We start from the raw sequence: 18,165 nt of genomic DNA, 5'->3' as shown, positions 1-18,165 counted from the left end.
ATAGCACGACACAGTGGAAGCTCTGCCTCAGCGTAGCCCCCGCTGAGGCCGTTTTCTTGGTGATAGCTCTATTTTTGCATTTCGCTACCCTGATGACTTCAAGCCGGACTGCCGCCTGGTTTGGCAACGATATTGAGCAAAAGCGGCACTCGAGCGGCCGTATGGTACCTGCCCGACGAGCGAATATCTCCGCGTCAAGGCGGGTGGCTAGACACACTCTGCGCGCAACAGGGAGGCGCTTGCTAAGGGCCCGGGCTGCAAGAAGGTTAATTGGGTGGCGCCATCGGGGCGGCGTCTAGCTGCTCGGCGCCTGGCGCGCGTGTGGTCCCCGATGGCATGGTGATCGGCTGCGCTGCGTCCTTTGAGGAGCGGCCGACGATAATTGTGAGCAGACCCTCGCCCCACAGCCGCCGCGCTGCTCTCTTGGCGTCCTCCAACGTCACCCCATCGACCACGGCGTTGTGCTTTTCGACATAGTCGATGGGCAGCTTGTCAAGCTGATGCTGCAGCAGCGTTCGCGCAAGCTTTGATGATGTGTTCAGAGCCAGCACTTGCGAGCCCTTCACGTAAAACTTTGCATCATCGAGTTCCTGCTGAGTCGGTCCTTCCTCGGCGATGTGGCGGACCTGCTTCTCGATTTCTTCGACCGTTTCGCCGGCACGATCGGCGCAGGTGCCGCTATTGCCGAGAAACATGGCTGAATGATCCAACCAGACCAGGTGCTCACGGACGGAATAGGCCAGTCCGCGCTTCTCGCGGACTTCGCGGAACAGGCGCGACGTCAGGCCGGCGCCGCCGAGGATGTGGTTGACGACAAAAGCGGCCATGAAATCGGGCTCGCTGCGACGGACGGCTGGACCGCCAAAAGTCACAACTGTCTGCGGCACGTCGAGCGGAATAAAGACCCGCTGCGGCGGCTTTGCTGCGACGACTTCGGGAACCGACGTCGCTTCCGCTTTGGTCGGCAGGCTGCCAAAGGACTTGTCGAGCAGTTTGCAGAGCACCCCTGGATCGACGTCGCCGACCACCGCGATCTTGAGCGTGTCTTTTGCGATCACGCGTCGGACATAACCCTTGAGATCCGCGACCTCGATCTTCGGCACGCTTTCCAGCGAGCCTCCGGCTGGGCGAGCATAAGGATGATCGCTAAAGGCGACTTCGAGGAACTTGCGATGGGCCAGAGACGAAGGATCGGTCGAGTCGTGCCGAAGGCGCGCAAGCACAGTGGCACGGATCCGTTCGACATCGGCCGCGTCGAAACGCGGCGAGGTTAGCGCCATCCCTAAAAGGTCGAAGGCCTCGTCCGCATTGTCCTCGAGCGTGCGCAAGGCACCGCGGAAGTGATCATGGGTCGAGCGAAAACGCAGCTCAATGGCACGACGGTCGAGCCGCTCATGAAAGGTCTTGAAGTCAAGATCGCCGGAACCTTCCCTGAGCAGGCCAGCACCCATGTGGCCTACGCCAGGTTTTTGAGGGGGGTCCTGAGTCGCGCCGCCAGTGAAAGAAAATTCCATCGCGATCAATGGGACAGTGGAATCCTGCACGAACCAGGCTTCTATACCGCAAGGCGAAACCAGGCGCTTGATCCTGGTCCGCGCAAGCGTCCTCATGGCCGCAAGCGAATTTGGCGAAGCGAGCATCGCGATTGAGAGCGAGGCTCCCCCGAGGAGGATCCCACGTCGTGTGCAAGGATGGATCACTAGGGCTGCTCCCCGTCTTTTGGCGTAGACTCTCTGATGAGATAGCCGGTCACCGATCGTTTCTTGTCGAGCCATTTCCGCACGGCCCCGTGCACCTGCTGTGCACCGACCGCGCGGATGCCGTCCGGCCAGCCTCGAATATCGTCGATGCATAGTCCCGTTGTCAGGCCGCGGCCATACCAGCGCGCGAGCATTTCCTGATCGTCCTGGGCGTAGGTTACCTGCGCGATCAACCGCGTCTTGACCCGCTCGAGATCTTCGGCACTCGCGGTGGTACGCGCAAGGTCGGCGATTACCTCGTCGATGGAACGCTCGATCTGGCTGAGTTTGACGCCAGGTTTTGGTATGGCAGAAATCTCGAATAGCGAGGGATCGAGCGCGGCAGAGTGGTAGCGCGCTCTGGCAGTGACCGCGAGCTGCTTTTCGACCACCAGCGAGCGATAGAGATATGAGTTGACGCCGCCGCCCATCAACTGCTCGAGCACGTCAAGCACTGGACCCTCACCTGCGGCCGCGGTGCGAGCCGACGGTACGAGATAATAGCGGTGCAGGGCTGGCTGCTCGACGCGGGAATCGGCCAACGTCACTGTGCGCGGCGCGGCCGGCGTCGGCTCCTGCGGCCGCAGGCGTTCCAGGGGAATCGATGGTTGCGGGGGGATGCCGCCAAACGTCTCCTTGACCATCGAGCGGACTTCCTTGGGGGCGACGTCGCCAGCGACAATCAGGATCGCGTTGTTCGGTGCATAGAAGCGCTGGTAGAAGGTAAGCGCGTCCTCTCGGGTAAGCTTTTCGATTTCCTGGCGCCACCCGATAATGGGGCGACCGTAGGGGTGGTTGAGGTAAAGCGCCGCCATCATCTGCTCAGCGAGCCGTTCACCTGGATGGTTGGCGACGCGCTTATTGAATTCCTCCAGCACGACGTCCCGCTCGGACAGCACGTTCTGATCTTTGAGACTGAGGCCGGTCATGCGGTCGGCTTCAAACTCCATCATCTTGCCGAGGTGCTCGCGCGGCACGTGCTGGAAGTAGCTGGTGTAGTCGAATCCGGTGAAGGCGTTCTGATTGCCGCCCGCGCGCAGCACGGCCTTGGAGAATTCGTTCGCCGGATGTTTGGAGGTGCCCTTGAACATCAGGTGTTCGAGGAAATGCGCAAGCCCCGATTTGCCAGGCGGCTCGTCGGCGGAACCGACCTTATACCAGATCATTTGAGTCACAACGGGTGTGCGATGATCCGGGATCACGACCACCTGCAGGCCGTTCTGAAGCGTGAAGCTAGCTGGTCGATCTGATCTGATCGTGTCGGCAAAGACGCTATCCTCATCGGGAAGGTATACGTCAGTGTAATCATCTATTCTGTGCTCGACCGCCGGCGCAGTGCGCCTCGTCGATTCGAAGGCATTAGCAGTGGCACCTCCCGCCTTGGCGGTGACCGAAATCCGGTTCTTCATGGCATCGCCTTTCGTTGCATACTGATCCACGTTTATGGCGGGCAAATCCGATAAAGCGGGGAGCCGCAGGTCGTTTTGGAAAACAGCAGAGCAAAAACCGGACCAGTTGCCGAATGGCGTGCTCACAGCCGCGCGCACCTCAACTGGACACAAACAGAACCGGCGCGTAATTGTCTGGCCAAAGGTGAACCGTCGACAGTCGTGAACACGACATTGCGCACAACGCGTCAGGACAACTTGGCGTCAACTGACGGAATGGAAACTTGCTGAAAGGGTGGATTGAGCGGCGATATGGCGCCAGTGCACTTTAGGCAGGCTCGCTGTTACGCATCTCGCTTTACACGATGAGCGGCTTGGCAATATTTCTCATGGTCGCGAGCCGGGAGTCGGCGAGCAGCTCCTTGGAGTACACTGCGCCGAAATAGTCCAGGACGAAGGTGCCAGAATAGCGTAGATTATCCGACGCGCGGATTAGGTTATGGAGAATTGTGGCGGCTTGGTCGATGCGGTCGCGATAGCGTGCGCGGATAACGTTAACGGCGTTCATCGAGTGGACCGCCTCGTCGGCAATAACCTCCCGCAGCCAATGATGGAACGTGTTGTTCCCAAGCGCATCATAAAATGGCTTTTCTGCTGCATAGGCGCGGCAAGTGCACATCTCATCAAACGCGATTATAACCATTAGGGAGAATTCGTCCTTCAGGTGTTCAACGATCGGACCAAAATCATGTGTTCGGGCGTCCAATCTCGCCCGAAGATCCTTTTCCGACCCGTTAGCGACAAGTTCAATGATTCGGATGAATCCGTCGGTGTGGCGCTCTTCGTCAATCGCCCAAGCGTTGAAGAATGCCGCAGCTTCATCGGAAGCAATAAGATTTCGCGCCACTAATTCTTGTTTCAGATACCGGGCGTCATATTCCGTGTACAGATCAGGCCACAATTTGTCCCAACGAGCGCGGATAGCCGACGGCTCGGCGGCGAACATCGCTGGCGTAAGAGCATCGAATAATTCTTTTGGATTCCAGTTCCGTCGAAACGGCGTGGTCATCCGATTGCCCCTAATCGCGTACCGTGCGAGCGCGCGGGCGCAACATTGTTGTCATCTGTGGTCAGCCATACGCTCGCACAGCATATGCTACAAACAAACAAGAGATGCCGTCGTCTCCTTGTTTTGGTAGGCTGATGGCCAGAGGCCTTTCGGCTGGCTGACGCCTTCTCTTGAATGGCGCAGTAGCCTTTCGTGATGCGCACGGCCGCAAAACCAGGAACACTCGTCATTGCTAGTCGCCGGTCCAACACGGCCTCACCTGACTCCGGCGGCGCCGCCATGCTGACAGGCACCATAGTTTCAGCAGATCCACGACGCCGCCTGTTGAGGGGGAGGACTGCGGCACGTTTTGAAGCACAATGAGCGGCACACGTGGCATCGGATGGGAGGCCCGGGTACCAATCGGATGTGGACCAAGGCGGGGTTAGTCTACGTCCCAGAAGATCCCGGCCGTTAGCCTCGTTCCCATAGCCTTTTACTTTTCGGAACTTGCGGCGATACTACTTGAGCTGAGCATCGATGAGTATCTCTGGCCTTCTTCGATTTCGCTTAATGAATCCCTGTGCACTCCCGCCGCACAAGCGCACTGCTAAATCAAGTAAACCAAGCCACGGAAGGTTATGCGATTACCTACACGACCTGGTAGATCGCCCAGTGTTGCGAGATTAAGAGGATTTGTCTCTAAGCAGCATTTCGGTTGTCGACCGGCGAGGTAAACAACTGCTCAGTCTCGCTAGCGTCGATGAGACTGAGGAAGTCACAGTTGTGTGCCGTTTTCTGTTTAAGGAGGCAAGGGGATGCCGACAAAGCACCGGCCCTCTTCGTCCTTCAAATCACCAATAAACGGATTGCTCCTCGTTCCCATTAGCTATTTCTACATTCCGCTATCCAACCAATAAACTGAGACAACGGGGTGCAGAAGCGCCCGGATGGAGCACTGCCGAGCCGGGTTTTATGTGGATGTGCTCCTTGTGGAAGACGTTCATTGTCGGTCCCCCTCATGCCGACAAGATTCTGCCAACCATTCACGCCTTCCACTCCGACCGCTAACGGATCGAGAACGGTTTTCGAGCAAGTTCTTGCTCGGGATAGCAGGGGAGGAGGAGATCCACACATGACCGGACCGGCCGTTATGGAAAACGTTTGCCGCTATCGCGCGATAGCTTCGTTGTGCCGTCAGTCCGCCGCATTTCGGCCAATCCAACGGGACTCATTACTAGCACAAGCTGCACAGTGGGAGGAACGCGCGATCGCGGAGCTCGAGAGATACTTTAGTTCCTCGGCCGCATGTTTTCGTTAACGGCAGCGGGCGCTTCGCAGATCCACGATCGAACAATAAGTAAGGTTCACGAGGGAGAACGTTGGCCAGGTGATCCGGTTGCGCAGGCAGCCGTCGTGAAATCATGTCGGCGTTGGCGCTACTGTCTTCAGCTGCGGCAAAGATATAAGCTGCCCTGCTCGCGCATCTGGCATCTTTGTTCTTGTTCCACTTGTCGCCCTGCTTGGCGGGATTAAGCGCCATCATCGAGTCACTTGCCTCAGCAAAACCCAACGCTGCTGCGCGAGCTTTCGCTGGGCGATTGGATGTGTAGAGAGGACGAGCGGTTCGTCGCCATTGAGCCGGAGCTGACGTTCCAGGAGGATATCGCCTGGGTTGTTGGCCAGCGGATGAGTGACGCTGAGATCTATCGTCGAGGTGCTTTCATCTCATCCAGCAAACTTAAGACTTTGAGATATCAACCACTGGCGGCTTGGAAATGAGCGAGTACGGCGGGGTTGCCATCGAAGATCGACCCGGAGGAAGAATTCGACGGAGCCGAATTCTTAGTAGAGACTATGTCCTTGAAACGTTTGACTATCAGTTCAGTCCGAGCCATTGTTCGTGGGTCGTCTCATTCATCCGTCGCGGATACACTTGGCGTGTGGTTGGGTTACTGATCCTGGTTATGCATGTCGGTTTCATTGTACGAACGATGTCGCTTCGCAGGGAATTTAAGTCTTGAGCCTCCACGGCGGCTGATAATCGGCTAGCTGTCGGTAAGCTGACAGACAGGCACCGAGCAACTGCGATCCGCTCTTGTTCGTTGACTACCTCTAACGGTACGGTGCGTGCCGGCCATCCGCTTGCAGTTGTGGGTCCGGATTGCCGTTCTGCGTCGTCCCTTCAAGGGCGAGCGACAGCTTGAGATTGTTGCTCAACATCGGATTTTCTGGGTCAATTGCCAGAGCTTGGCGGTATAGCGTTTGCGCCTCGTGATGGCGGCCCTCGTGATCGAGCACAACACCTTTGGCATTCAGTGCGCGCAGGTCGCCGGGTGCTGCAAGCAAGATGTTGTCGAGCACCTCAAGCGCCTCATCAGGGCTTTCACGCATCAGCAGGCCCCGCGCAAGAGGAATCGCCGCATCGACATTGTCCGGTCGTTGCTTCAGCGCATCGCGCAAAGCCTTCTCGTCAGCATCCCGACCGAGGGCGTGAGAGATGCGCTCGCGCATAGCTGGATCGACCTCCTTGGCCCCAACCAGCTCTGCCGTAGACATCGGCTTCTGTGAAAGACCCGACGTGTGCGAGTTAGCGCAACCCGCGAGCAGCACAATGGCAAGCATGGGGAGATAGGCCGAGCACGAATGGCGACGAAAGTTACGCCAGCGCCGCAGAACATTAATCTTACATGAATTCATAAGCGACCTCACGACCCCACACCTGTGCTCGTCAGCCGGCCGCAGGGAGGAGGTCATGATGCCCGCCTGTAGGAGTCTTGTCCTTGCCAGGCCCAAGTTTGACGGAGCCAATCGGCTGGACGGTGAAATCCGAGGCGAGATCCTGATACGAGAGAACAGGTAGGTCTATTCCATTGCGGGTGAGAAAGCCGCGGACGAAACGCCGGATATCCATCGAGCCCAGGATAACTGGCTGGTTCTGACTGCGCGCGATGCTCGAATGGATCTGGCGAAATTGTGCAAGTAGCATCTCGCTTTGCCGATCCTCCAAGACGAGGTAGGGACCGACAGCGGTCTCGCGCACCGCACCTCGCACGATATCCTCGGTCTCACGCTCGACGATAAAGGCCGCCACAACACGATGGGCGTTGGCATAGCGGTGACAGATCTGCCGCTTCAGAACGGAGCGCACATATTCGGTGAGCAGTACGGCACTTTGCTCCCGTTCGCTCCATTCTGCAAGCGCCTCCAGAACCAAACGGGTGTTCCGGATCGGGATGCCCTCGTCCAGCAAGCGACGTAGCACATCCGCGATGCGAGGGATCGGTGTCGTGCGCAGCACCTCCTTGACCAGATCGGCATATTCCTGCTCCATCCGGCTAAGCAGCTGACGCGTTTCCTGAATGCCCACCAGGCGCTGTGCATAGCGTGTCAACGTCGACTGGACGCGCAAGGCGATGATTTCGCTCGGACGGTGGTGCCCTATTCCGGCAGCTTTGAGAGCGGGCGCATGGCCTCGTTCGATCCAGATCCGATTCGTGTCTGGGTCCTGCCAAAAGGGAATCCCGCTCAGTTCAATGTTCGCCACGTCGTCGTTAAGTAAGAGTTGTGTCGGGTCAATGGCGCCCTCTTCCACCGGCACTCCTTCGACATCCACCCGGAATTGCGATTGGGCCAGGTGCTGTGCGCTTTGGGCGGGAATGCGTGGAATTGTGATGCCAAGATCAGCTGAAACCAGTGCCGAAACCCGTGCGACGCACTGCTCGAGTTCCCCTACGTCGATTGCCTGCATCAGGCTCGGCGCCAGCAACAGCGTAATCGGAAGTGCCTCCGCGGGCACGGTTTGCTTCTGACCTTGTGCGGAAGCGGGAGCCGAACCGGTGGGACCGGCGCCGGCCTTGAGAGCGGTCTTGCCCTCTTGCACGCCAACCTTGAGAAAGCTGGCGGCGGAGAACAGCGCAGCCAGTATGACAAAGGGCGGCAAAGGGAAGCCAGGAACGAACCCCATCACAAGCAAGACACAGGCGGCCAAGCGTAGCGCTTGTGTGCTGGCCGTAAGTTGGTTGACGATATCGGCGCCGAGATTGAGTCTGGAAGGACCGTTGACACGAGTGACAATGGTTGCGGCTGTAATTGACAGCAGCAGGGCCGGAATCTGCGAAATGAGCGCATCACCGATCGTCAGGATGGTATAATGATGCATCGCCTCCTCGAGGGACATGCCCTTGGAGAGCGATCCGATCGTGATGCCACCCAGCATGTTGATGCAGATGACTATTAGTCCGGCTATGGCATCGCCCTTCACGAATTTCATAGCGCCGTCCATCGCGCCGTGCAGTTGGCTTTCTCGCTCCAGCGCGCCGCGCCGGCTGCGGGCTTCGTGCTGATCGATATGGCCGTTGCGCAGCTCCGCGTCGATCGCCATTTGTTTGCCCGGCAGCGCATCGAGCGTGAAGCGCGCAGATACCTCCGCCACCCGCTCGGCGCCCTTGGCGAGAACCATGAACTGCACCATGGTCACGATCAGGAATATGACAATGCCGACGGCGATGTTGCCGGATATGACGAAATCGCCGAACGTATGAATGATGCTGCCGGCATCGCCCTCGGCGAGGATCAGTCGCGTCGTTGCAACGGTAAGAGCGAGACGAAAGACGGTGGAGATCAGGATGACGCCCGGCAGGGACGAAAAGTCGAGCGGCGTGTTGAGATACAGGGCTACCATCAACAGCAATATGGCAAACCCCAGATTGAAGCCGATCAACATATCGATCATGACGATCGGGATCGGCATGATCATCATTGCGATCGCCAGAAGAAGCATCAACGCGACCATCAAATCCGGGTGAGCCGGCGCGCGCGTGATGAGATTTCGTAGAAGGTTGGCCATGAGAAGCCTTATTGTTGTTTGATTGCAGCTGTGCTGCCCCGCAACAAAACATAGCGTTTGAAGACGGCTTGCGCTTCGATCATGCGGCCAGCGTGGCGCAGGGCGTGGCTGCGCATCAGCATCAAGGGCGGACACGAAGACGGCTCGTCATCCAGTTTGTCAAGCCTGTCCAATACCGACAGTGCTTCGTCACCGCGACGCTCCGAGATGAGAGCGTAGGCCAGGATGCGGAGCAGGCCGATGTCTTGAGACTGTTCGTGAGGGACCAACCGCAACAGAGCCAGGCTCTTGGCGCTCTGTCCGCACGCAAGGTAGACATAAGAAAGCACGCAGAGCAAATCTCGCTCCGGCCCGGAGATCAGCTCGATAGCGCCGGCTTCGGAAACGATCGGCGGCTGTGTAGATGTGAAGTGTTGCACTTTGTCTGGCACGACCATTGCTAGCCTTTGATCAAGCCGTTGTGACTCTGCCGGAGCAGGATTAAACGTTGCAGCTCCAGTTGCAGAAGGGCGGCCCCTTCACGTGGCACCAAATCCTCTGGCGCGGCTGATAGCGTATCAGCCAAACGCTCCAGAAGAAGGCCGTGTTGCTCTGGACGCAGAACATGCGAATGACGTAAGCGCGGCGTTACGAAGGAGAGCAGACTGTGCGCGAGATTAGGCTCATTAAGCCAAGCGAGTTCCGAGCTTGGCTCGATCTGACCTGGCGGGGCGCGCGCCTCGTCTAGATTGATGCGCGAAACTGCATCGATCGAACTGAGCTCGAGCGCGCTCTCGATCGTGGCGTCCACCAACAGATCCGGCACGTCACTATGACGAGAAAGTGAGGTGTGGCTCTTGGGATCATTGCCACGCGTCCGGTCAATCCCGATGGACTTGGCTCGAGAATTGACCGGCGTGATGACAGATGCATGATGATCAACGTTTGGCTCCTGAAAAGAGGTGCCGGGCTCGACGGGATTGGGGGGCAGCCTAGTCATGGCACTTTGCTTCCTTACCTGCGGCCTGAAACGCTAATAGGGTAGAGTGGCAAGCCGGCCATCCCGGCTCAGCAGAACACGCCCTTCCTCAATCCCGTAGACGGTCCATCCATTGCTTAAGAGCGCGCCGACGAAATACTTTTGACCAGCAATGACAATATAGGGGTCGCTCCCGCGCCAAACAGCTTGGACCCCAATTGCGGGAGGCGTCTTCTCATCCTTGATAGCCACCGCATTGACGAGCGTATAAGCGCCATTGCTATTGTGATCAAACCGCTGCTGGACGTCTCGCCATGTGGCGAGCGAGGCGGGCGTAACGGTGCCATCGGCGGTGACAACGCCCGCCCCAGAGCCGACCTTGATGCCGACAAGGCCCGCTCTGTCAACTTCCTCTTGCAACCGTTCGGCAGCGGCATCGGTGGCCAGAGCATCAGGAGCGCTGAGCGCCAGCTTGGGCGCAATGTCCGGAGCAGGGGACGACGGACTTGACGCCACGGTGGTGACGGTCTGGACAAATCTGGGTGAGACTGCGCCAACCGCGGCAGAGCTGATCAGGACCAAAGCAAGAAAGGCGAGCGATATATGCCGGCGGTCGATGGAGCCAGCTTGTTTGTAGTCCTCGATCGTCCAGCGAATGGACATCGCCCCGGCATGCAAAACGACAGGAAGAGGGACAACAATGGATTCGTTCGGTAAAACAGTCTCGTGCCCCTCGATCCTAACGTCCCTGGCAAGGGCCTCGATCTCAATTGAATTGGAATGGGGGGTGACACGAAGATGGTGCGGTTCGAGGCCTTGTTCGACGAAGATCAAGTCAGCATCGAGGCTGCTGCCAATCAGACACGATCCGACCCCCACTTTACTTGTCAGCCCGGAGTAACACCCCGACAACACTTCGAAATGCGGGCAATTTGGTTCATTCACGGTCGGTTTCCTGAACAGCGAACGGAACCGTACGGCAAAACCGTACGGCCCGTGCGACTTCACAGACTAAGCAGCCGGGGAAGATGGGGCGGCGACGTCGCCCCATCTCATCCCTTACTGCACCCGCTCATCGGCCGCTTTCTTGACGGTCGAGAGCTCGGTCGAGACGACGCGAAGTTCCACATCCCTCTCAGCAGCCTTTGTGCTGGTCAAAGTCAGGGCGGCGATTTGCCGTTGGAATGCCGCCTCTCCAGCAGCTTCAGCAGCCGTGGAAGCGGCTGCAGCAGTAGCGGTGCCGGCTGCTCCACCTGCAGTCGAGGTATGAGACGCACCAACATTCTTAGTCATACTATTCTCCTGTGTGCTCGAATTTCGCCGCGACGTGCGGCTCCTATTTCCTAACGTCGCAACATGCGACGTCAGGAATCCTCCTCTGTCTCGGCCATGACATCGTCGAAATGGCTCATTGCACTATTCGCAACTTGGAGAGCAGCGGCTCCCAAAGCGGCGCTGAACGCTTGCTGCATAGCGGCTTCGTGCGAGTTGCCGCCCGGAGTGGACGCGCCGCCGTTTACGGGAATGTTTGCATCAGGCGATCGGGCATGATCGTCGCCCTCGCCAGGCTTGTGAGATCCTTTTTTGCCGCCGCTTTTGCCGCCAGCCGCATGGAGGTCAGCATCAACGTGCCCAGCGCCGCTAGAGCTCGTAACGCGCATCGGGTTCTCCTATGTCAATTCGATCGTTCCAATGGAGGCAGTTTCCGTCCTCCACTATGCAAGTATTAGCTTTCGACAAGCTGACGAGTCGTAGAAAATGCAAAGAGCCGATGTCGATCATCATTATACGTCTTCACCAGCCGACCGTATTTGAACAAGTTGCCCGCGAAAGCTGGAGATCAGATGGTTAAGACAAACAATCGTTTGTAAGCTTGATCGGGTGAGCACAGTGCTCATCGTTTCGAAAGCTTCAATAGCGGAATATCAAAGCCACCACTAACAAAAACGTTTTGAGGCCGACGTGCTGCAATCTCGGGCTCACGTCCCTTGCGATGCCTCCGAGCTCTTTCGACAATTTGCTTGCAGTCAGGCGGAGCGGGCATGGAGCTGGACCTGGTCGGAGCGAGGCGGAAAGCCAGAGTGACGGCCGATTCAGCGGCCAAGAGCGGTCCCTCGGTCCTGGCGGGCCCATAGCAGATCCGTCAATCGCGACCTACTTTCAGGGAGACCGAGCAGAAGCCCGCCACTCGAGAAAGAGCCCTTCGGACTTCTATCGCTCTGGACCAATGTGCTCTCGATCCTTGCGCAACCGGCAGGCTCCGCGGCTGCGGCCGGTCTGTCGCGTAGTGTTAATGCATCGCGGTCTTGACAGGCGGACGTATGGTCGATGTGAACTTCATAGTGGCAGACTGGGCTTGAGGTCGGATTCGAACGATCGAGTGCGGCCAACATTTAGTTTGTACGCAGTGAAGAGCCGAAATAAGTTCCCCGGATTCGGGGCGGTCTCAAGTATGCTGGTAGAGCTTGCGCGACCTACTGCTCGGCAGAGAGGCCCAACCGCGCGGAGGCCGCGCAAGCTCGATTAGCGTTTCCAGCGTGATCCTGAGAAGATAGCGTCGCTCCGCCTAGGCGTTAGCGCCTGCAGCTTGCAAGCGCTCGGATTCGATGCGAGCCTTTAGGTTATTCAGATAATCCTCCGCGTAGGACTGGGCCACCGAAACCGGCAGGTTGATGCCGGCCGTCGCGGCTTCTTGAATTGCTTGCTTCACCAAGCCTTCTCGCATTGCTAATTTGACCTCAGGTCCGGCGATGCAGCCCACCGCCTGTGCCGCAAGGCTCAGCCCGGCTTCTTCCAGCGCTTGCTTTATGTTGCCGCCACTGATGGCAGTGTGAAGAAGATTTGCAGCTTGCGCCTCGGCTTCGAGCACCATTGACGCCAGATCGGCCAATTCACCCAAGCCTGGAATGAAGCCAAGTACGCCGACTGCTGTCGCGGCCCAGTCGAATATTTTAGAGCCAACTTTGAGCACGTCATTAAGTGCGTGCATGAAGGCGCCACCGTTCTTTTTGGGAGACTTGATGTCGGGCTGGTCTACCACGCCCATCGTCATGTCCGCGACCGCGTCCTGCTCGGCAGGCGTTCGGGCGGCATGCGTCTTCACTTGGTGAACGGTGCGGTTCGCACCCGACATGTTGTTGAAGAACTGGTTGAAGTCGGTGTTGCTGATATTGCCGGAATCGACCGTATGGCCGCCGCCGAAGTCGAAGAACTTATGGTGGGTTTTGTAGCCCGTAATCGCGTTGTTCATCAATCCGAACAACACAGGATCGGAGAGCAGCTGGGAGGCCGCCTTTCGCACCTTGGGCGCGAGGCTCTTATCATCGACCATGCTCGCCAGTTTTTCTCGGGTCAGATCACCCTTTCCGAAGAAAGCGTTTTGGTTCGTGCTGATCGTATTGAGCGTATCGAGCTCGGCTTGCGAGAGATTCATCGATGATGAAGCAACCTGCAGGAAGTCCTCTTTGTGGACCTTGTCTATCGAGCCACCGTACAAGTGCTTCCATTCATCCGGGTGGTCGAGGAAGTATTGAGCGGCCGCAAGGACCTGTGGCGGGCATTTGCCGGTTTTAGCTTCGCCGTCGACGATCCGCTTGAAATCCGCAAGGCTCAGGTTCTTAGGCAGGTTGTCGGAATAGCGATAGAGCTCGCGCAATGCATCGGTCTGGGTCATAACCGATGGCTCGCCATTCCGGGTGCCGTCGGAAGGGATGTAGTTTTGCGTATAGCTCTTTGCCCGCTGCTCCTGGAAAGCAGCAACCTGAGGGTGGTGATCGGAGAAGCCGGAGAGATCGCCTGCTTTGATCTTCCCGCCACAGCGACCGTCACCTTGCGAGCCTATCGCATAGAAGAGCTCTGGGTCCAGTTGCAGAGCCTCGATCGCCGCCTTTAGATCCGGCGGTGTGGAGGGATCGTTGGCCAAATCTCCAAGAGATTTCCAATCCAGCGGGCATTTGTCTTTGTGTCGGTTCAGCACCGACACAATCTGCAGCTCGGCATCAGTCAGCGTGCCGCTGTTCCACGTGATCCTGGAGCTTTGTACGGGTGCCTCTGCAATCTTCGGGGCGCTCGCAGCGGAGGAGGACTCCGCGGAGGATGGCTCTGGGGCCTGCTGACATGCGTCCAGTGCGGCCTTGATCTCCGGCGGGAGGATGTTCCGCACCTCCTGCGTCAGTTCCTCCGTCAGCTGCTTGGCCGAGTCTGCAGCCGGCGGATCCTGTGGAGTGGAACGGTCATCGGCACTGTCTTTCAACGAGAAACTAGCCAGCATCGCCTCGAAATTTGAAAGATCCCGCGCCGATGAGGGCCCGGGGGCCAGGCCGGACAAACTCGAGCTGGCGGTTAGCGATAGGTTGTTGACTGACATTATACGTCCTCTGATTTGAGATCGCACCACAAGCCGGTGATGTGGCGCAGCCCGAGAATCGCGACGAACAACGAGCAAGAAATGTCGATAGGCTTCGATGGCTCCTACCACTCGCTTCCGATTGCTCAGTGCGCCCCCCGCGCTCAGTTCCGCTACAATCTATAGGCACATCGCCGTCTAGATATTCACGCCACATGGTAGGTTCGATTAGCTTTCCAAAAGCTGACGGCGCTCAGAGGTTTCACAACGAGACGCGCAATGATGGTGTGAGAGGCGGTGATGGGTTCTCGATATCGGAATCGGCTTGCTTGTTATGCTCGATCGCTCGCCTCCGGGCCAACTAGGTCGAATTAGCGAGGCCGAGTCTGCCGCTCTGCGGATGGTCACGTGCGCCGATTCGTGAAACAACGTCGCAGGTCTCCGCAGCATCTTATGGTGAAATCACCCGCGCGTAGCGACCTCGCGCCTGCGCCCGAGGAGAGTGTTGGCGCTTGGGTAGATGCTCGAAAGAGTCTGACGGTATTGTGCGGACACCTATTGCCCCGAGCGGATCGAAGCTCAGCTGCACTCGGCATTCTTCATGTCATCATGCTTAGCCCTTGGCGAGTGTTCGCTCGAACCTACAGGCCAAAGGGAAGGGTCCAGCGACGGTTTGAGACAAATAAAACCCTCTTCTCGCCATTCCGCCGTGTGAGGCACACCCGGGATGGTGAACGTTGTTGTCCGGACACCCCTGGTAGGTTTGAGATCGCGGCTTCTTAGCATTTCGATCTGAGCGGGCGTAGCTGTTTGGCCAGTGAAGACCCAGTCGTCCTTGGCGCGACGAACGTTCGCCATGGCGTAATCTCCAATTTTCGGCGGAGCAACCCTTGCGTGCAACGTGGGCCCAGCTTGAGACGGTCGCGTGAGGTGACCCGGCCCGCATGAGCCAAGGCTCAAGATCTTGCCAAACTCCGAGATCGGAGGCGTCCGCGCGGTGTTGAGCGATCGGTTGTTCGGCATTGGACCGCTGGTCACCGCTCAATGATGGCTCGACACGCGATGATCTGCCTCCCAGTCCTGCCAAATTAGGTCCTGGCTGTATTCGGGTATTTCATGCAATGGCCATTAGTTCACGCTCAAACTCCCTTGGACCGGCGGGCGATGAGGACGAGTGGGACGCTGGGCTGTTGTCCGCCCAGCTTAGCGCGTTGAAGTCCATCCCGTTCCTCCTTTTGGACAGCGGAGTGGCTTTCATTCTTATGCGACGAAGCTCATTTGCATGACGGAACTCGTGGAGTTGTTCAAAAGCTCGCATGAGGCGCTAAAGTGGCAAAGCACGCTCACCGATGCTGCTGGCTAGAATTCTGCTTCGCATCCGTGGCTCCGGTTTGGACGTTTATTCCGCCACCCTGCGGCATCGGCCATCTACACATCCGCGCTCTGACAATGGCAGCAGTAGCTTTCGAAAAGCTGACAGAGGGCATAAGCAGACGCATTGCATCTCTTCCAGGCTTCTGTTGTCATCAAGTCATTTCTTACCTGCATCGGGTGTGTGGACCACGCCGTCTTGATGTGGTGCCTCCGGCGAAGGAGCGTCATTCGGTCGTCCTTCGCGAATGACCACGCTGGAGGATCCCCGAAACAGCATCAAAACCGACTCGTGCGGCGGCTTTTCGGCACCGCTCGGGTTTCGCCGCGCCTGTGCCTCCGCCGCAAGTCCTTTTACTGTTTGCTCCAGAAGCGCGACAAAGCGGGGTGGACCAGAGGCGAAGACGAGGCCATCCCCCGGTACGGGTCTCACGATGTAACGCTCGTCGGAGATGTTGAGCGCATCGAGTGCAGCCTTGAACGCATCAAAGCTGATTGGACTCAAGACCAAAAGGCGGCTTTGCGCCTCATGCGCATCGGATACGTAGAGCACCAGCCCATCGTAGTACCATTGAAGATTGTAGAGATTAATCAACCGTTCGAGGAACTCTCGCGGCGGGAGATCCGGCATCCGCCCGCGAATCCGCCCCTTCACCCCGGTGCTGACATTGACCCTGATATTTAGGTTGTTGCCGAATTCCTGCAGTGCGGCCGCGAGGTCCTGATCCAGAACTGTGTAACTATAAGGTGTCGATGGCAGCGCCAGGGGAGCGCCGAGCGCCTCGACGACGCCAAAGCAAATGAAAACACCAGCATAGAGAACTTTCGTCAAGATGTGCAGCCTTGTGGATGGGATGAGCATTCCTGCTATTTTTACACTTGAGAACAAGCACCGGAATTCGTCCCAAAATGTGGAAGCCGATGCTTCGTCCCAAATTGGAAGCTAACCGTGATCATTAGATGACAGATGCTCGTCAGTTTTTGGTCAGCTTGCTTCTCTAAGGTGTGGCCCATTCGTGTGAACGAACGGCTCATCTCACCACGTGACAGAAATGATTTCCTCCATCTTGTTTGGCGTTACGTCGATCTCTGCCAACGCCGTCGAGTGTGCCTCCAACGGCTGTTCGCCGGCACACGCTCAGTTTGGCGAAAGTCTTGCGCAGGCGGCCTCGAACCAAGGTGTCGCCTCTTCTGTGGCCGAGCACGCGCCAGCTCCATCGCTGCCGGAAGTGCAGCGCGCAGTAGCGCCGGCGAGCCCGCTAGGCGATCGCGTCCTTCAGAGCATTTCTGCTATCCACCAGGGCAAACCCCTTCCGTCGGGTGCAGTTTCGCCGACGCTCGTGGGCGAGCCTGATCCTGCCAAGAGCCTGCAGCTTGGGCCGGCCGCGCAACCGGTCTTGCGTGTGCAGCAAGTGGAGGTGCATCCAGTGGGCAAACCGGAGGGTGCGGATCATTTCGACTCGGCGCTGGCGAATCTGCGGGATGTTTACAACGGCGTCATCCAGGTTTCGCTCATCTCCAAGGGGACGGGTGCTGTCAGTTCATCTCTGAATAAGCTTTTATCGGCGGGCTGAGTGGGCAGTTGGCTGTCTTGACGAAAGACAAGATCGGTAATGGCCGGCCCGCAAGAAAGCGGCTTGATGCTCTCGTCCTGTTGCCGCTTTTGCTGACCCTCGCGGGTTGCAAAGCTGATCTGTATACCAAAGTTCAGGAGCGTGAAGCCAACGAGATGCTTGGGCTGCTCCTTAGCAAGGGCGTCGATGCCATCCGTGTCGTCGGTAAGGATGGGACCAGCACAATTCAGGTGGAAGAAAGGCAGCTCGCCTACTCAATCGAGCTGCTGAATGACCATGGCTTGCCGCGCCAATCCTTCAAAAGCCTTGGTGAGGTGTTCAAGGGGGCGGGCCTCGTTGCTTCTCCGGTTGAGGAGCGAGCCCGCTACGTCTATGCTCTCAGTGAAGAATTGTCGCGCACGATCAACGATATCGATGGGGTTCTCTCCGCCCGTGTTCATGTCGTTCTGCCGAAGAATGATCTTTTGCGACAGGATGCAACCCCGTCCTCGGCGTCGGTTTTCATTCGACACGCCTCCAACGCGAAGCTCTCAGCCTTGCTGCCGCAGATCAAGATGCTCGTCGCCAACAGCATCGAAGGTCTATCGTACGACAAGGTGGCGGTCGTGTTCGTGCCGGTTGAGCGAGCTCAGCATGAGGTCTCCGTTGTGCCAGCGGCAGCTTCCGCCGAACCAACCAAGTTCATCGCAACTCACATTGCGATCGGTGCAGGAGGTGCGCTCGCCGCGTTCGGCATTCTATCTTACGTGCTGCTGAGCACACGTGGGCGACAGCTTCGTCAATCCTGGCGCAAAGTGACAAATCTCCGCAGAGGTGCCAGCAAGCCAGCGGTCCAGTCCGCCGGCAAAAAACTGTCCTCCGATCCGAAATAGGCGGCAAGCAGGTCCGTATCG

16 protein-coding genes are annotated in these 18,165 nt (G+C 57.9%); 4 read left to right on the top strand and 12 right to left on the bottom strand.

What is annotated here, in order from left to right; translation table 11 throughout:
- Positions 1–266 precede the first annotated feature (266 nt).
- From GGD66_RS12385 to GGD66_RS12375, 3 genes are all read right to left on the bottom strand, one after another.
- On the bottom strand, positions 267–1,640 hold the full coding sequence (locus GGD66_RS12385) for a pitrilysin family protein (RefSeq protein WP_183257910.1): 1,374 nt from the start codon (positions 1,638–1,640) through the stop codon (positions 267–269).
- A 59-nt stretch (positions 1,641–1,699) separates the two neighbouring features.
- Complete coding sequence (locus GGD66_RS12380; protein ID WP_246788875.1) at positions 1,700–3,148, bottom strand: pitrilysin family protein; 1,449 nt, start codon at positions 3,146–3,148, stop codon at positions 1,700–1,702.
- A gap of 337 nt (positions 3,149–3,485) precedes the next feature.
- A complete protein-coding gene (locus GGD66_RS12375) occupies positions 3,486–4,196 on the bottom strand; it encodes a hypothetical protein (protein ID WP_246788855.1) in 711 nt (236 codons plus the stop codon).
- A gap of 1,114 nt (positions 4,197–5,310) precedes the next feature.
- On the opposite strand from GGD66_RS12375, the gene GGD66_RS41420 reads away from it, so the two are divergent.
- Both GGD66_RS41420 and GGD66_RS12370 read left to right on the top strand, forming a co-directional pair.
- Positions 5,311–5,496, top strand: coding sequence for a hypothetical protein (locus GGD66_RS41420; RefSeq protein ID WP_246788854.1), 186 nt, complete (start codon positions 5,311–5,313; stop codon positions 5,494–5,496).
- 233 nt (positions 5,497–5,729) lie between these two features.
- Positions 5,730–5,957, top strand: a complete 228-nt coding sequence (locus GGD66_RS12370) for a hypothetical protein (protein WP_183257909.1) — start codon at positions 5,730–5,732, stop codon at positions 5,955–5,957.
- A gap of 333 nt (positions 5,958–6,290) precedes the next feature.
- On the opposite strand, the gene GGD66_RS12365 is transcribed toward GGD66_RS12370, so the two are convergent.
- The 9 genes from GGD66_RS12365 to GGD66_RS12325 all read right to left on the bottom strand — a co-directional run bounded on the left by GGD66_RS12365 (position 6,291) and on the right by GGD66_RS12325 (position 16,560).
- On the bottom strand, positions 6,291–6,800 hold the full coding sequence (locus GGD66_RS12365) for a tetratricopeptide repeat protein (RefSeq protein WP_183257908.1): 510 nt from the start codon (positions 6,798–6,800) through the stop codon (positions 6,291–6,293).
- 106 nt (positions 6,801–6,906) lie between these two features.
- Positions 6,907–9,024 (bottom strand): type III secretion system export apparatus subunit SctV, encoded by a 2,118-nt coding sequence (gene sctV / locus GGD66_RS12360; protein ID WP_183257907.1) that lies wholly within the window; start codon positions 9,022–9,024, stop codon positions 6,907–6,909.
- Positions 9,025–9,032: 8 nt separating this feature from the next.
- Positions 9,033–9,461: a M48 family metallopeptidase gene (locus GGD66_RS12355; RefSeq protein WP_183257906.1), complete on the bottom strand. Its 429-nt coding sequence runs from the start codon at positions 9,459–9,461 to the stop codon at positions 9,033–9,035.
- Positions 9,462–9,463: 2 nt separating this feature from the next.
- Positions 9,464–10,003 carry a hypothetical protein gene (locus GGD66_RS12350; protein WP_183257905.1) on the bottom strand — a complete coding sequence of 180 codons (540 nt, stop codon included), beginning with the start codon at positions 10,001–10,003 and terminating at the stop codon, positions 9,464–9,466.
- Between the two features lie 33 nt (positions 10,004–10,036).
- Positions 10,037–10,927 (bottom strand): hypothetical protein, encoded by an 891-nt coding sequence (locus tag GGD66_RS12345; protein WP_104461873.1) that lies wholly within the window; start codon positions 10,925–10,927, stop codon positions 10,037–10,039.
- Positions 10,928–11,041: 114 nt separating this feature from the next.
- Positions 11,042–11,275 (bottom strand): nodulation protein NopA, encoded by a 234-nt coding sequence (locus GGD66_RS12340; protein ID WP_084674877.1) that lies wholly within the window; start codon positions 11,273–11,275, stop codon positions 11,042–11,044.
- A 71-nt stretch (positions 11,276–11,346) separates the two neighbouring features.
- On the bottom strand, positions 11,347–11,643 hold the full coding sequence (locus tag GGD66_RS12335) for a hypothetical protein (protein WP_146101257.1): 297 nt from the start codon (positions 11,641–11,643) through the stop codon (positions 11,347–11,349).
- Positions 11,644–12,548: 905 nt separating this feature from the next.
- Positions 12,549–14,348, bottom strand: coding sequence for an HrpF/NolX family T3SS translocon protein (locus GGD66_RS12330; protein ID WP_409362365.1), 1,800 nt, complete (start codon positions 14,346–14,348; stop codon positions 12,549–12,551).
- 1,510 nt (positions 14,349–15,858) lie between these two features.
- Entirely contained in the window at positions 15,859–16,560 is a 702-nt protein-coding gene (locus GGD66_RS12325) for a secretin N-terminal domain-containing protein (RefSeq protein ID WP_104461816.1), read from the bottom strand.
- A gap of 190 nt (positions 16,561–16,750) precedes the next feature.
- Between GGD66_RS12325 and GGD66_RS12320 the strand changes: the two genes are divergently transcribed.
- Together GGD66_RS12320 and sctJ are read left to right on the top strand one after the other, a co-directional pair.
- On the top strand, positions 16,751–17,272 hold the full coding sequence (locus GGD66_RS12320) for a nodulation protein NolB (protein WP_183257904.1): 522 nt from the start codon (positions 16,751–16,753) through the stop codon (positions 17,270–17,272).
- A 17-nt stretch (positions 17,273–17,289) separates the two neighbouring features.
- Positions 17,290–18,144, top strand: coding sequence for a type III secretion system inner membrane ring lipoprotein SctJ (sctJ, locus tag GGD66_RS12315; protein WP_246788853.1), 855 nt, complete (start codon positions 17,290–17,292; stop codon positions 18,142–18,144).
- Positions 18,145–18,165: the final 21 nt, after the last annotated feature.

It is taken from the genome of Bradyrhizobium sp. CIR48 (assembly GCF_014198315.1).
In the GTDB taxonomy this organism is placed as follows: Bacteria; Pseudomonadota; Alphaproteobacteria; order Rhizobiales; family Xanthobacteraceae; genus Bradyrhizobium.
Note: the sequence above shows the minus strand (reverse complement) of the source record. Positions and strands in the feature narration are given on the sequence as shown.